Origin of the sequence: Embleya sp. NPDC059213 (genome assembly GCF_042754445.1) — a bacterium.
In the GTDB taxonomy this organism is placed as follows: domain Bacteria; phylum Actinomycetota; class Actinomycetes; order Streptomycetales; family Streptomycetaceae; genus Embleya.
On record NZ_JBHZAV010000216.1, the window covers coordinates 1 to 14,985 of the forward strand.

General features: G+C 72.1%; 11 protein-coding genes. 7 read left to right on the forward strand and 4 right to left on the reverse strand.

Translation table 11 applies throughout. The features are described 5' to 3' along the window. Both ACFXMF_RS41575 and ACFXMF_RS41580 read right to left on the reverse strand, forming a co-directional pair. On the reverse strand, positions 1 to 4,238 hold a 4,238-nt coding region (locus ACFXMF_RS41575), incomplete at its 3' end, for a biotin carboxylase N-terminal domain-containing protein (RefSeq protein ID WP_380017944.1). 218 nt (positions 4,239 to 4,456) lie between these two features. Next, complete coding sequence (locus ACFXMF_RS41580; RefSeq protein ID WP_360311360.1) at positions 4,457 to 5,296, reverse strand: SDR family NAD(P)-dependent oxidoreductase; 840 nt, start codon at positions 5,294 to 5,296, stop codon at positions 4,457 to 4,459. 475 nt (positions 5,297 to 5,771) lie between these two features. Between ACFXMF_RS41580 and ACFXMF_RS41585 the strand changes: the two genes are divergently transcribed. From ACFXMF_RS41585 to ACFXMF_RS41595, 3 genes are read left to right on the forward strand one after another with little or no spacing between them, the layout of a single operon-like run. Beyond that, a complete protein-coding gene (locus tag ACFXMF_RS41585) occupies positions 5,772 to 6,092 on the forward strand; it encodes an acyl carrier protein (protein WP_360311598.1) in 321 nt (106 codons plus the stop codon). After that, the gene (locus ACFXMF_RS41590) at positions 6,085 to 7,338 is read left to right on the forward strand and encodes a beta-ketoacyl-[acyl-carrier-protein] synthase family protein (protein WP_360311362.1); all 1,254 of its coding nucleotides are present in this window, start codon (positions 6,085 to 6,087) and stop codon (positions 7,336 to 7,338) included. The genes ACFXMF_RS41585 and ACFXMF_RS41590 overlap by 8 nt, the downstream gene beginning before the upstream one ends. A 20-nt stretch (positions 7,339 to 7,358) precedes the next feature. Further along, the gene (locus tag ACFXMF_RS41595) at positions 7,359 to 8,771 is read left to right on the forward strand and encodes a hypothetical protein (protein WP_379991882.1); all 1,413 of its coding nucleotides are present in this window, start codon (positions 7,359 to 7,361) and stop codon (positions 8,769 to 8,771) included. 102 nt (positions 8,772 to 8,873) lie between these two features. On the opposite strand, the gene ACFXMF_RS41600 is transcribed toward ACFXMF_RS41595, so the two are convergent. Together ACFXMF_RS41600 and ACFXMF_RS41605 are read right to left on the reverse strand one after the other, a co-directional pair. After that, positions 8,874 to 9,242, reverse strand: coding sequence for a chaplin (locus tag ACFXMF_RS41600; RefSeq protein WP_360311366.1), 369 nt, complete (start codon positions 9,240 to 9,242; stop codon positions 8,874 to 8,876). Between the two features lie 176 nt (positions 9,243 to 9,418). Beyond that, the gene (locus ACFXMF_RS41605) at positions 9,419 to 9,790 is read right to left on the reverse strand and encodes a hypothetical protein (RefSeq protein ID WP_379992492.1); all 372 of its coding nucleotides are present in this window, start codon (positions 9,788 to 9,790) and stop codon (positions 9,419 to 9,421) included. Between the two features lie 205 nt (positions 9,791 to 9,995). Here ACFXMF_RS41605 and ACFXMF_RS41610 point away from each other — a divergent pair, with 205 nt between their 5' ends. The 4 genes from ACFXMF_RS41610 (at position 9,996) to ACFXMF_RS41625 (ending at position 14,943) form a co-directional block, all read left to right on the forward strand. Further along, positions 9,996 to 10,643, forward strand: coding sequence for a TetR/AcrR family transcriptional regulator (locus ACFXMF_RS41610; RefSeq protein WP_360311370.1), 648 nt, complete (start codon positions 9,996 to 9,998; stop codon positions 10,641 to 10,643). Between the two features lie 58 nt (positions 10,644 to 10,701). Next, positions 10,702 to 11,907, forward strand: coding sequence for an SGNH/GDSL hydrolase family protein (locus ACFXMF_RS41615; RefSeq protein WP_379992493.1), 1,206 nt, complete (start codon positions 10,702 to 10,704; stop codon positions 11,905 to 11,907). A gap of 91 nt (positions 11,908 to 11,998) precedes the next feature. Next, positions 11,999 to 13,198: a hypothetical protein gene (locus ACFXMF_RS41620; RefSeq protein ID WP_360311374.1), complete on the forward strand. Its 1,200-nt coding sequence runs from the start codon at positions 11,999 to 12,001 to the stop codon at positions 13,196 to 13,198. A 152-nt stretch (positions 13,199 to 13,350) separates the two neighbouring features. Next, positions 13,351 to 14,943 (forward strand): amidase, encoded by a 1,593-nt coding sequence (locus ACFXMF_RS41625; RefSeq protein WP_360311376.1) that lies wholly within the window; start codon positions 13,351 to 13,353, stop codon positions 14,941 to 14,943. Positions 14,944 to 14,985: the final 42 nt, after the last annotated feature.

Here is a 14,985-nt window from a genome sequence, read left to right on the forward strand (position 1 = left end):
GTGATCCCGGCGACCACGATGTTGATCTCGCCGCCGTCCTGGGTGAACGTGACGATGCGCTTGAGCGCCGCCGCCACCCAGTCCATGTTCTCGGTACCCGAGGTCATCGAGATCCGCGCACCCGCCGACAACGCGAACCACTCCACCGGCACCCGCAGGCGCTCGGCCAGGTCGAGCGCCGCGATCACCCGGCGGCACTCCGGCTCGGACAACGCGCCGAGCGACTTGGTCGGGTCGCCGAGCAAGACGACCCTGGTGACGCCCTGGGGATGCAGCGCGGTCGGCGTGTCGACCACACCGACGACGATCGCCGCGGTGTTGTTGCCCCGCGGCCGGTCGACCGGCACCAGCAGGTTCGCGTCGTCCAGGTCGTACTCGACGAACTCGCCCAACAAGCGTGTGAGTTCATACGGATACACGGTCTTGCGAGCGGCCGCGCGCAGCACCTTGCTGCGGTAGTCGTCGACCGGCTCGACCGGCTCGACCGAGCGCTCGCCGACGGTGAGTTCGGTGCCGCCGGAGGCGTCGAAGGCGATCCGCACCGCGATCTTGCCCAGTTCGCCGCTGCTCCGGTCGCGCCGGCGGGCGATGAACACGATCTCCTCCAACCCGGCGCCCTCGATCGTGGGCACCACGCGCTCGGCGATCGTCTCCAGTTCCGCGCGGGTGATCTCGCTCGGCGGCCAGACGTAGATCACGATCCGGTTGGTGTCGGCGTACTTCCCCGCCGGTCGGCGCGACTGGGCGCGGCGGATCGAGTCGAGGCAGGTGGCGACGACGTTCTCGGCCGTCGGCAGCGCGACCAGCCTGCCGTCGTGATCGCGCAGCTCGGTCAGGTCCCGGACCTGGGCGAAGGCGACCAGGCGGTCGTCGCTGGGGTTCGCCCGCGCGACGCACCGGAACAGGTAGACCTCCTCGTCCGAGGACGGCAATCGGGTGAGGTCGAACTCGCTCAGCCGCTCCAACTGCATGCGCCGCGCGATATACGGGTGCAGACCCCGGATCAGCCGCTCCTCGGCCATCCCGGTGCCGGTCGGGCGGAACGTGAAGTGGTGGTGCATCACCGCGCCGCCGCGGCCCGCGACGGTGGCGGTGATCCTGCGGACCGGGTTCGACAGCGGGTTCGCGTCCAGCACCTCGCGAAGCGCCGCCGCCATCGCGTCGGGGTCCGCCGGCTGCTTCTCCCAGGCGAGATAGACGTCGGCCTCGACCGCCTCCTCGCCGGCCGCCGTTTCGGCGAGCCCGCGCAGCACGTCGCCCAGTTCGTCGAACCGCACCGCGGCGGAGACCAGGCGCGAGCCCGCGCGCTCGGCGACCACGAACGTGCACCCCGCAGCCCGGCTCGAACGCACGCCGGTGAGGCCCTTGTTGCCGTAGTAGCGCCGGGTCAGCACCTCCAGCATGACGGTGTTGTCCAGGTCGTCGCGGACGAGTCGGCGGCCCAGCAGCCGCACCAGCGGTTCGGTGCTGCGCACCATCGCGGCGATCCGCTCGGCGCGGTCCGGGGTGTCCGGGTGCGCGTCCAAATGCCGCAGGTGCCTGCGGACCGCGGTGTAGACGCGGGCGCGGTTGCGTCGCAGCAGCGGCTGCGCCAACCAGGCGAACACCAGGCCCCGGGCGAGGTCGGCGACCGCGGGGAAACGGACCTGGGTCGCGGCCACCAGCCGCTCCAGGGCGTGCCCGACGGCCTCGCTCAGCGTCGCGTCCGGCGGCGCCTCCCGCAGCCACACCCGCAACAGCGTGGTGACGACGGTGACGTCGGCGGCCGCGCGTTGGCGACCGAGGAAGATCCGGAACACCGCGGCTTCCAACTCGGCCGAGGGCTCCGACTCGGTGACGCCGTAGTGCCCCAGGGCCTTGGCGAGTTTGGCCCGGAACGCCTCGGGCAGTCCGGCCCGTTCGACGTCGAGGCTTTGCAGGTAGGTGTGGAAGTGTTCGCGGGCGCTGTGCACATGGCCCTCGCCGCCGCCGTCCTCGCCCGCCGGGCGGTTGCGGCTCAACTCGGCGAGGTCGGCGAACAGGTCGAGGAGTTCGAGTTCCTGGGCCAGTGGTCGTTCGTGGCCGTCCGCGATGGCCGCCCGGCGCGCGGCGAGGTAGTCGTCCAGGACCCGGCGTTCGTCGTGCGGATCGACGTCGAAGCCCAGCAGCAGCCCGCGCAGGTCCTCCCGGCCGCGCGCGGCGCGCTCCGCCGTCGGGACCGCCTCGGAAGCGACCGGCAGATCCAGGTCCACGGACGCGGTGTCCTCGACCTCGGCGTCGTCGTCGCCGAGCGGCTCCAGGCGCATCAGCGGTGCCCCGGTGTCCACCTGACTGCCCACGGATACGGCGCATTCCTTGAGTCGCGCCCGGAACGGCGCGCGCAGCACCGTCTCCATCTTCATGCTCTCCAGCACGAGCACCGGGGCGCCCGCCTCGACCTCGGCGCCGACCTCCAGCGGCGTCGCGACCACCAGCGCGGGAGCGGGCGAGCGCACCACGCCGCCCTCGTCGCGGCCGACCCGGTGCGTGACGCCGTCGACCTCCACCAGGTGGATCGGCCCGTGGGTGGCGGTGAGCAGGTGGTACGCGGTGCCGTTGACCAGGATCTGCCCGGTGTGGCAATCGAAGCGGTCGAGTTCGACGTCGGCGGTGCGCACCACGTCACCCGCCTGGATGCCGACCCGGAACCGATGCGGGCCCACTCGCGCGACCCGCACCCGGTAGCCCACGCCGCGCAGCTTCAGATCCAGCGGTCGGCCGCTCTCGTGCCGCACCTGGGGGCGTCCGCCCGAGGCGGTGGACAACAACCGCTGCCGCTCGACGCGTTCCTCCTCCTCGTACGCCTCGATGGCGGCGGCGGCCAGCGCCACGGCGGAGTGCCGATGCGTGACGAGCCGGCCCTCGGCGCGCACCCGGTCGATCCAGCCGGTGTCCGCGCTGCCGTCGATCACCTCGGGCTGGTCGAGCAGGTCGAGCACGAAGCTCTTGTTCGTCGCGCCGCCCTCGATGATCACCCTGGTCTGCGACATCGCCCGGCGCAGCCGGCCGAGCGCCTCCTCGCGATCGTGGCCGTAGGCGATGATCTTCGCGATCATCGAGTCGAAGTCGGCGGGGATGGTGTCGCCTTCGCCGACGCCGGTGTCCACCCGGATGCCGGGGCCGGTGGGCGGGTCGAAGCGCACGATGCGGCCCGGTGAGGGCGCGAAGTCGCGGTCGGGGTCCTCCGCGTTCAGCCGGGCCTCGATGGCGTGCCCGCGCTCCGCCGGCGGCGCGCCGTGCAGCCGGCCGCCCGACGCCACCCGCAGTTGTGCCTTGACCAGGTCGAATCCGGTGGTGCACTCGGTGATGGGATGTTCGACCTGGAGGCGGGTGTTGACCTCCAGGAAGGCGAACTGCCGGTCGCCGGGGTGGTAGAGGAACTCCACGGTCGCCGCGCCGCGGTAGTCGACGGCGACGGCCAGTCGTTCGGCCGCCGCCTTGAGTTCGGCGGCCTGTTCGGCGTCCAGGACCGGCGACGCCGACTCCTCGATGATCTTCTGGTTGCGCCGTTGGATCGAGCAGTCGCGGACGCCCAGTGCCCACGCGGTGCCCGCGCCGTCGGCGATCACCTGTACCTCGACGTGCCGGGCGCCGGTGACCAGGCGCTCCAGGAACACGACGCCGCTGCCGAACGCCCGCTCGGCCTCCTGGCTGGTGCGCTCGTAGGCGTCGGTCAGTTCGGCCTCGCCGGTGACCACCCGGATGCCGCGCCCGCCCCCGCCCGCGGTGGCCTTCAGCATCAGCGGGTAGCCGATCCGGGCCGCCGCCGCCAACGCGGCGTCCAGGGTCTCGACCGCGCCCCGGCTCCACGGCGCGACGGGCACGCCGACCTCTTCGGCGATGAGCTTCGCGTAGATCTTGTCCCCGAGGCGGCGCATCGCCTCCGCGCTCGGTCCGACGAAGGTGACGCCGACCCTCTCGCACAGTTCCGCGAACGCGGGATCCTCGGCGACGAAGCCCCAGCCGACCCACGCGGCGTCCGCGCCGGTGGCCCGCAACGCGCGCTCCAAGGCCGCGTGATCGAGGTAGGGGCGCGCGGACGCGGGGCCGAGATCGTAGGACAGGTCGGCCTCGCGCACGAAGCCGGCCGCGCGGTCGACGTCGGTGTGCAGGGCGACCGTCTCGATCCGGGTCCCTGTTTCCTGGGCCAACTCCCGCACGGCGTGGATGAGCCGCATCGCGGCCTCACCACGATTGACGATGGCGACACGACTGAACACTCGACGGACCCCTCCTGTGAACCAACGATGTGCGCTCTGCGACACGGCAGTTCCACCGGTGACGACGTTTCGTCGACCGGCCGTGGCGGTGTCGCAGACCGGGCAGGCTACAGGGAGCAGACCGTCGGAAACGACCACGAATCGCCGCATGCCCAAGACCGATCGGGGCGAACCGGAGAGAGCCGAGGCCCGGGTCCCGATGATCGCCTGATCGGTCGTCACCCGTTCGGCGCAGCGCCGCTGGTCGCCTCGTGCGCCGGTCGGGTGTCGCGGCCGTGGGGCCGGTCCGGGCCGGTGCTGAAGTCCTTGGCCAGGCCGGGCATGCCCAGGGTCCGGTACGGGGCGTGCCGCAGCAGGGCCGCCAGCACCTTGTAGCGCAGGCTCGGCACGCACACGACCGGTGGACGGCGCCGGTGGATGGCCCGTACCGCCTGCTTCGCGACGTAGGACGAGGCGAGCGTGAGCGCGGGGGGCGGCGCGCCGATGCCGGCTCGCAGGTGGAACTGCGATCCGGTGTAGCCGAGCACCAGCGCGGTCAGCGCTACGGGCGACGTGCGGATGCGTCGGGAGTAGGCGAACGACTGGGTCATCGCCAACTCGTACGCCTTGGTCGCGCCGTACGCCGTGCCCTGCCAGGCGGGTCCGACGGCGGCCACCGAGGACACGGTCAGGATCCGCCCGCCGCCCCGGCGGAGCATGTCGGGCAGGGCCGCGTGGACGAGCCGGGAGGGGGCGATCACGTTGAGGGCGAGCATGCGTTGCTCGTCCGCCCAGGCCGTGCGGTCGAAGGACGTGCCCAGGGCCGCGCCGGCGTTGTTGATCAGGATGTCGACGTCGCACGCCGCTTCGGCCACCCGTTCGAGATCGGCCTCGACGGTCAGGTCGGCGGGCAACGTGCTTGCCTTGATGTCGTGTTCGGTCGCGAGTTCGACCGCGAGTCGGTCCAGCGGCTCGACACCGCGGGCGACCAGGATCAGATCGTGGCCGCGGCCGGCGAGGGCGCGGGCGAGGTCGGCGCCGAGACCACAACTGGCGCCGGTGACCAGGGCCGTGGACATTATTGCCTCCATCTCGGAACGGGTGTCGGAACGAACCCCGTACGGGCGTCGGAGCGAGCGCGAGCGCACCGCGCGGCGCCCGAGGGACGTCGACGGCTCGGGCCGACGGAGTCCCGGCGCCGGTGGGGCTCGGGTCGGCGACCGCCCGCGGCCCATCTCGCGCACCCGGACGGCTGGTTAACCGCGCGGCCTGGGAAAGGTCACGCCTGCGGCCGCCGTCGTGCGTCCATGGCCCCGATGGTTGCGTACTTGCGGGTGAACATCGCGGCCTGCTCCCGATGCCGTTCCCGACCCATCACCCCAGGTGAAAGGCGGGTTCGGGGGCGTCGGGGCGGCCGCGCGGGAGTTTTGCGCCCGACCTCGCCACCGATACACAAGATGCTCGATCGCATACCCGATCGGGGTTGTTGGTACGGCGACGCGCCGCCGGGTGTGCGCGGTCCGACCGAGCAGGAAGGCATTCCCCGTGTACGCGATGCTGTGTGAGTTGCTGGTCCAGGAGTTCGGCATCGACGCCGCGGATATCGTTCCCGAAGCGACGTTCGACTCGCTGGAGTTGGACTCGCTGTCGCTGGCGGAACTGGCGGTCATCGTCGCGGACCAGACGGACAAGGACTTCGGCGGGCTCGGCAACCTGGACAAGGACACCACGTTGGTCGAGGCCGCCGCGGCGTTCGAGGCGGCGCCGCGGGCCGAGCCGTTCGGCCGGGCGATCCCCGGCCCGGCGACGCCCGCCGACGCGCCCGCCGCCGCCCCGGCCGCGGCTCCGGTCCATGCCTCGTCCTCGGATGGCTGAGTTGGTTGCCGCCGAGGTCGCGGTCACCGGTCTGGGCCTGGTCACCGCCGGCGGGATCGGCGTCGAGGCCACCTGGCGAACCGTGTGCGCGGGCGTTTCCACGGCTCGCCGCGACCCGGTCCTGGCCGGCCTGCCCGTGGACGTCTGCTGCGCGGTCCCGGGCTTCGACGGGGACGCCCTGCTGGGCCGACGGTTGTCCCGCCGGATGGATCGTCCCGCGCAGATGAGCGTCGTCGCCGCCCGCGAGGCCATGGCGGACGCCGCCCTGGATCCGCACGCCTGGGACCCCACCCGGGTCGGCGTGATCATCGGCGCGGGCGGTCCGAGCATGGAATCCCTGACCGAGGCGATGGCGCGGCTGAGCGCGGATCGGGTCACCGCGATCTCCCCGGCCGCGCTGCCCCGTTCCCTGCCGAACACGGCCGGCAGCGAGGTCGCCCTGGATCTGGGCGCCCAGGGCACCAACTTCGCCCCCGCCGCCGGCTGCGCGTCCGGGGCCACCGCGCTGGGCGTCGCCCGGGACCTGGTGCGCGCGGGCACCCTGGACATCGTCTTCGCCGGTGGCGCGGACACGATGTGCAACCGCATCACCGCCGCGGCCTTCGCCCAACTGGGCGCCCTGTCCACCCGTTCCGGCGACCCGGACCGGGCCTGTCGGCCGTTCGACGCCGACCGGGACGGATTCGTCCTGGGCGAGGGCATCGGGGTCCTGGTCCTGGAGCGGCTGGAGCACGCGCGTGCTCGTGGGGCTCGGGTGCGGGCCCTGCTGTCCGGCTACGGCTCCGCGAACGACGCCTATCACCTCACCGCGCCGCACCCCGACGGTCGCGGTGCCCGAATCGCCACCCGCGCGGCCCTGGCCGACGCCGGTTGGAGCCCGGGCGACGTCGACCACGTCAACGCGCACGGCACCGGCACGGTCCTCAACGACGCCGCCGAGGCCCGCTTTCTCGCGGCCACCTTCGCACACCGCCCGCCGGTCACCGCCGTCAAGAGCGTCCTGGGCCACTCCGGTGGCGCGGGCGGCGCGATCGAGGCGGCCGTGACCGTCCTGACCCTCGAACACGGGAGCATCCCGCCCACCGCCAATCACCGGTGCACCGACCCCGACATGGATCTGGACGTCGTTGCCAAGGCCCCGCGCCGCCCCGCCCGCCTGCACACCGCGATCTCCACCTCGGTCGCGTTCGGTGGTCAAAACGCCGTCCTCGCCTTCCGCGCAGCAACCTCAGGAGCCCCCGCATGACCGTGACCCGAGCGGATTCAATGACGGCGCAATCCACCGTCCCGGCCCCCGGCCGGCGACTGGAAGAGTTGGACTGGTGGCGTTCGTGCACCGTCCGGGTGATCGACCCGGCCCCGGAACTGTCGGGCACGGTGCGGTCGTTCCTGGACGACCTGGCGGCGGCGTTCGTGCGCGGCGGGCACCGGGTGATCGCGCCGGGAGACAACGGGACCAGGCTCGACGTGGTCCTGGTGGGCGTCTCGGTGCCGGCCGGCCCCGCTCCGCTGGCCGACCGCATCATGGAGGAACAGACTCCGCTGATGCTCAGGCTCCGCAAGGAGCAGGGGCGCCAGGGCGCGGTAGGCCGACTGGTCGCGGTCGCGGAAGTGTCCGAGCGGATGAGCGAGTTGGCGCATCCCGACGTGGTGCGCGCCGCGCGCATCCTGATGGCCAGGGTGGGTGTGTTCACGGTCGTGTTCATCACCCCCGGCGCGCTGCCCGGGGAGGTCGCCGAGGCGACCCTGTGCACGATGGAGGGCGGGCACCCCACCGAGACCGAGCACGTCGCCCAGGGCATCTGCGATCGGCTGGTCGCCGCGGCCTGTGCGCACGAGGTGGCCGGTCGCCACGACGTGGTGCGCGACGCGATCACCGCCGAAGCGTGGGCCGCCGCCCGCGCGCCGCGCAGCCTGGCGGTGGCCGGGACGCGGATGGGGGATCTCGGGTTGTTGCCGGCCCCGCACGCGATGGCCGACTTCGTATCGCCCCGGCTCAGTCGCACGTACGCGATGTACCTCAACCTCCAGGGCTTCAGCGAGGGCATGCTCTTCGCCTTCGACCCCGACCTCGACGCGCTCGTGGTCACCGCGTCCGGACGCTGGGGCGTCGACAAGCGCGACCTCTCCGCCGGCGACTTGGTGGCCGTCGATCATCGGCTGAACCAGGGCCGGTTGCGCGTCCTGGCGCCCGTGGGCACGCAGCCGATGGCACCGTCGGTGGAGGCGTGGGAGGTCTGCGCGCTCTTCGAGGCGGCGCCCACCGTGCGGATCGGCCGGAACGCGGCCGGGCATTGGCAGTGGGACCCGAACGGTACGCACGAGGTGCCGGCCATCCGGGCCGGCCTGCACGCGCATGTCGGTGTCTCGCACGCCGACCCGACGCTGATCGAGAGCATCCCGCCGGACCGGGATCGTTATCCGTACGGTTTCGGCTGTGGCACGGACCTGATGATCGACGTCGCCCGCTCCACCCTGAGCGCCTCCCGCGCGCTGCACGACCCCGCGGACGGCCGGCACTACGTGCGCTGGCCGATGCTCTATCACGGCGAGATGGCCCTGGAACTGTGGGGACCCGACCAGCCCGACGAGCCGCTGAGCGGGCTCCTGGATCTCTTCGATCCGCAGGTGTTGGGAGCCGTGCACTTCCACCCGGACCACATCGACCAGCCCTGCTGAACCCCGCACCGCACGCCTGACCGGCACGACGTCGGCCCCGACCGTTTCGATGGTCGGGGCCGACGTCGCGGTGCTCGCGGCTTCGGTGGCGAGCGAGGAGGGTCAGACCCCCACGCGGTCGAGCAGCGAGCGGTGGCCGCTGTCGTGCTGGTAACCACCGTGCGGGTGGCCCTGCGGGCGGTGGCCCTCGTGCTCGTAGCCCTCGTCCTCGTCCTCGATGTCGTACTCGGTCTCGGCGATGATGCAGGCGTTGCCGAACGCCGGGTTGAGCGCGGCGCCCGCGTTGGCGGTGTTGCCGCATCCCTCGGCCGGCGTGTGGAACGGGGACTGGCCGATGTTCCCGGAAAAGACACCCGAGGACTTCACGGCGGCGGCGTTGGCCTCGGAGCTCGCGCTCGCGGCGCCCGTGCCTCCCATCACGAGGGCGGCGGTACCGGCGGCCAGGACACCGGCCTTCTTCAACGAGTTCACGAAATCTCCCGTATAGCGCAGCGTCCGCGCCGCTCGATTGCGGCGCGCACTCCTCTCAACGAGGCGGTCACGGCTCCGGCAACCACCGTCACCCCGGTTCACCCGAATGGCATGCCCACGCCCCGCACCGTGCCCCGGTCGGCCGCCTGCCGGGTGCGGCTCGGGTCGGGGCGGGCTCACCGCGCCGGCAGGCTCCGGAGCCGGCGGGAGGCGCGGTGGACGGTGAGGACGAGTACGGCGGATGCGGCCACGATCAGGCCGACGAACGCCGGATGGATGTCCTTGGACAGGCTTTGCGCGCCGTCCGGCCGGACCAACCACACGGTGAGCGGGATCGCGAAGGCGACGGCCACGAGCGCGGCCGCCCGGCGGACCGCCCGGTCGCGCACCCGCCGGAGGGCGACGACCAGGGCGATGGTCACCGGCACGACCGCGAGCAGGGCGAACTGGGCGAGGACCATCACGGGCACGGCCCACGCGCTGATGGTCACCGCCCGGGGCATGCGTCGGTCCGTGCCCGCGGGTGGGGCGGTTGCCACGGCTGTCATGAGGTGCTCCCTGTCTGTGCTGGTCGGGCGCATGGAACGGAGGTACCGCGCCGCCGGAAAGTCTTAGTAGTCTTGCCGTTCGTTATAAGTTGTAACGCCTGCAAGCTGTCATCGTCAAGAACGTTCGTGATACCTTCTAACCAGACCTTGAGCATGTAGCCATCGAGGTCCCCGAGGTCCACCGAGGTCCGGAAAGAGGCAGACCATGACCGAGACCGATGCGGCGACCCCCCGGGAGCGCTATCGCAGCCAGGTGCGTGCGGAGATCAAGGAACACGCCCGGGAACAGATCGCCACCGCCGGCGCCTCGGCGCTCTCGCTCAACGCGATCGCCAAACGCATGGGCCTGAGCGGACCCGCCCTCTACCGCTACTACGCCGGCCGCGACGACCTGATCACCGAGCTCGTCATCGACGCCTACCGCAGCCTCGCCGACGCCCTCCAGGCGGCGTCCGCCCCCGGGCCCGACCCGGCCGCCCTGGCGCACGCCATGCGCAGGTGGGCCCTGGACGACCCACAGCGCTACCTCCTCATCTACGGCACCCCCGTGCCCGGCTACCACGCCCCCGATCACGTCACCCTGATCGCCAACGAGCTGATGACGATGTTGCTCGACGCCTGCTCCGTGACACCGCCCGACCGCCCCACGACCCCGCTCGACGCCCACCTCGAAAACCACCGGGACTGGGCCGCCCACCACCCCGCCCCACCCGCCGTGCTGCACCGCGCCCTGAGCCTGTGGACCCGGCTCCACGGCGTGTTGTCCCTCGAACTCGCGGGCCACTTCGCCGGGATGGCCTTCGACCCCGCCCTCCTGTTCGCCGCCGAACTGGAAGACCTGCTCGCCGACTAGGGGTATCCTCCCGGTGGCCCGTTCCCGTCCGTCCCTCCCGATCGAAGAGACCGAGGCAATGAACTCCGAACCCGACCGGGTCACCACCCCCATCACCGCCGACCTGGTGCGCGGCGCCCTCGATCTGGAGCACACCGACCGCGGCGTACTGCCCCACCGACTGCCCGCCCGCGCCCGGCGGCAGATCCCCGACGGTCAGCTCGCGATGGCCGAATCGCAGCCCTCCGGCGTGCGGTTGGCCCTGCGCACCCGGGCCGGCGCCGTCGAACTGGACGTCGTGGCCACCAAACGGGTCTACCCGGGCGCCCCGCCGCGCCCCGACGGGGTGTACGAACTCGTGGTCGACGGACGGGTCGTGGACCGGGCCGAGGTCACCGACGGCGACACGCTCACCATCGATCTGGCCGCCGGCACCGCACAGACCCGACTCGGGCCGGTGGCGACCGTGCGGTTCACCGGCCTGCCCGTCGACGACAAGGACGTCGAGATCTGGCTGCCGCACGACGAGACCACCCTGCTGGTCGCCCTGCGCACCGACGCCCCCGTGTCCGCGCCACCGCCCGACGGCCGCAAGGTCTGGCTGCACCACGGCAGTTCGATCAGCCACGGCTCCAACGCGGCCACCCCGACCGGGATCTGGCCCGCAGTGGCCGCACGCCTGGGAGGCGCGGAACTGATCAATCTGGGGTTCGGCGGCAGTGCCCTGCTCGACCCGTTCACCGCCCGCACGATGCGCGACACGCCCGCCGACCTGATCAGCGTCAAGATCGGCATCAACCTCGTCAACACCGACCTGATGCGACTGCGTGCCTTCGGCCCGGCCGTGCACGGCTTCCTCGACACCATCCGCGACGGGCACCCCGACACGCCGCTGTTGGTCGTCTCGCCCATCCACTGCCCCATCCACGAGCACACCCCGGGGCCCAGCGCCCTGGACCTCGACGCGATGCGGGAGGGACGCGTGCGGTTCACGGCCGGCGGCGATCCCGCGCAGGTCGCCGCCGGCAAGCTCACACTCGGCGTGATCCGGGACGAGTTGGCCGGCATCGTCCGGCAGCGTGCCGTCGACGATCCCCACCTGCACCACCTCGACGGCCTCGACCTCTACGGTGCGGCGGACCACGCCGAACTGCCGCTGCCCGACGCGCTGCACCCGGACCCCGCCACCCACCGCCGGATCGGCGAACGCTTCGCCCACCTGGTGTTCGGCCCCGGCGGCGCGTTCGCCGACCCGATCGACCCACCGGGATCACCCCGCCGCTGATCCCGCCGACCGTGTCCGGGATCACCTCGGCCGGACGGTCAAACCACTTGGTGACATTGACAGTTGCACCCCTCCTACCCACCTTGCCTGCATGCCCATACGAAGCAGGTTAAGACAGAAGATCGCGACCGTGGTGGGGGTGCTCGCCCTCACCGCCGCGGCGCTGACCGCGGCTCCGGCGGCGCACGCCGACAACACCGCCCCGGTCGAACTCCCCCGACCGGTCGCCGGCGACCCGGTCAACCACGCGGGGATGTTGCAGGCCGAGGTCGGCTTCTGGAACGTGGCGCGGATCGGCGCGTACGGTCTCAACTCGGACGGCGCCGACGCGGTCCCGCCGCCCGGCGGCTGGGACGACCTGAGCAAGCCGTGGACCGGCCAGGGCGCGATCTCGCGGACCGCGGGCAAGCTCCTGATGGTGTACCGCAATTCGTTCGACGGTTCGCTCGTGCCCTCCTCGTGTTCGGCGAACGTGATCGCCGGCGCCAACCGGAGCACCATCGTCACCGCGGGCCACTGCTTCAAGGTGACCGCCAACATCCGCGGCGGACTCGGCGACGACGTGGTCACCAACGCGGTGTTCATCCCCGGTTTCAACGGCGCGAACGTGCCCCGCTACACCGGTGGCGACAGCAACAACGCGCCGTTGCCCGGCACCGACATCGCGCCCTACGGCGTCTGGGGCGTCACTCGCGCCTGGATCACCCCGACCTGGGACGCGGACAGCACCTTCCGTTCCGGCGGCGACGTCGCGATGGCCACCGTGGAACGCCCCGGTGACCCCACCCCGATCCAACAACTCACCGGCGGCCAGAACATCGCCTTCGGCGTGGCGGCCAACCCGCTCTCGCTGCACCAGTTCGGCTATCCCACCGACAACACCCGCAACTGGTACTGGACGAAGAACAGCGACGGCACCACCGCGGCCGACTTCGGCGTCGCCCCCTCACTGCGACGCGGTTTCGACGGCCGGTCCCTGATGTACGCGCACGGCAACACGATCAACGATTCGACCGTCAACCTGGCCCACGACATGGCCTCGGCGATGTCGCCCGGCTCCAGTGGCGGACCCTGGTTGCAGAACTTCGACCCGGCCACCGGCACCGGCACCCAGATCGCGGTCACCTCGCGCTTCACCAACTCCGCAGGCAACTCGCCCTGGTGGGACGCGGTTTGGGCGATCGTGCACGGCAGCACCCCGAACTGGGCGTACGGCCCCTATCTGATGTCCAACGGCTTCGGGGACCTGACCCAGGCGATGTACGACGTCGTCGGGAACGCCACCACCTGACCGGCCACACTCCTCCCCACCCGGAGCGCCCGCGAGGTGCGCTCCGGGCGGGTGGACGGTCCGGAACCCAACCGTGAACGCGAGGCTCTCGTTCCCGGCAGGTGGCACCTCGTCCTTGTGCCGGGGCACCCGGATGTAGTGCGATGACCCGCATGACAAAAAAGAGCGTTGCCCTGTTGATCACCGCCCTGGTCGCCGGGTGCCTGGTGACGGGTTCGCCGAGTTCGGCCACCGAGGCCGCCGAGACCGCCGCCGCCGGCGATTCGCCGGCCCGATTGGGCGTCGACCTCGACACGGTCACCATTGCGGAGTTACAGGCGCGGATGGCGCGTGGCTCGTTGACCTCGTCGGCGCTGACCGGCGCCTACCTGTGGCGGATCAAGACCGTCGACCCGCGGATCCACGCGGTGTTGCGCACCGACCCGACGGCGCTGCGCCAGGCGGCCGCCAGCGATGACCGGCGTCGGCGCGGCGAGAGTCGTGGCCCGCTCGACGGCATTCCGATCCTGCTCAAGGACAACGTGGACACCCGCGGTCTGCCGACGACGGCCGGGTCGCTGGCGCTGGCCGGCCACGCGCCGGACGCCGACGCCGCGCTGGTGACCCGGCTGCGCGACGCGGGGGCGGTGATCCTCGGCAAGACGAATCTCTCCGAATGGGCGAACTTCCGTGCGGCCAGGCCCACCTCGGGATGGTCCGCGGTGGGCGGGCAGACCCGGAATCCGTACGTGCTGGACCGCAACCCCTGCGGCTCGTCGGCCGGTTCGGGCGCCGCACTCGCCGCGTCGTTGGCCCAGGTGGCGATCGGCACCGAAACGGACGGTTCGATCGTGTGCCCGGCCGGGGCGAACGGTGTCGTCGGCCACAAACCCAGCCTGGGTCTGGTCGATCAGGCCGGTGTCGTGCCGATCTCCGCCGAGCAGGACACCGCCGGGCCGATGGCACGCAACGTGACCGATGCCGCGCTCACGCTCGCGGTCCTCAGCGGTGGCCGACTGCCGCGCCTCGCCGAAACCTTCGACGTCACCGGCGACTCCACCCGTCCGGGCGGTCTGCACGGCAAGCGCATCGGTCTGTGGCGACTGCCCACGCTCGGGCCGGACGTGGACGCGTTGATGACCCGTACGGCGGACCGCCTGCGCCGGGCGGGCGCCGAAGTGGTCGAGGTGAACCTCCCCTACCAGGAACGACTCGCCGAGTTGGAGTTCCCGGCGCTGCTCAGCGAGTTCCACCGGGACATCGACGCCTACCTGGCCACCCGGCAGGGGCCGCGGAACCTCGCCGAGCTGATCGAGTTCAACCGCAGTCACCCGGCGGAACAGACCTGCTTCGCCGGTCAGGAGTTGTTCGAGCAGGCGTTGGCCGCGCCGCCGACCACCGACCCGCAATACCGGGCGGCGCGCGCCGAGTTGAAGGATCTCTCCCGGCGGTCGATCGACGAGACCATGGCCGCGCATCGCCTGGACGCGATCGCCTCGCCGACGAACCCGCCCGCCTGGACCACCGATTGTGTCCGCGGCGACAACGACGTGATCCCGTCCTCGACCCCTGCGGCCGTGTCCGGCTACCCGTCGTTGTCGGTGCCCGCCGGCTTCGTGGGCGAACTGCCGGTCGGCGTGCTGCTGATGGCCGGTGACCACCGGGACGCCGAACTGCTGTCGCTGGGGGCGGCGGTCGAGCGTCGACTGGACGCCTGGAAGGCGCCGCGCTACCTGCCGACGGTGGGATCCCGCACCTCGGGGTGAATCGCCGGCGACGGGCCCGGTCGGCGACACGCCGGCCGGGCC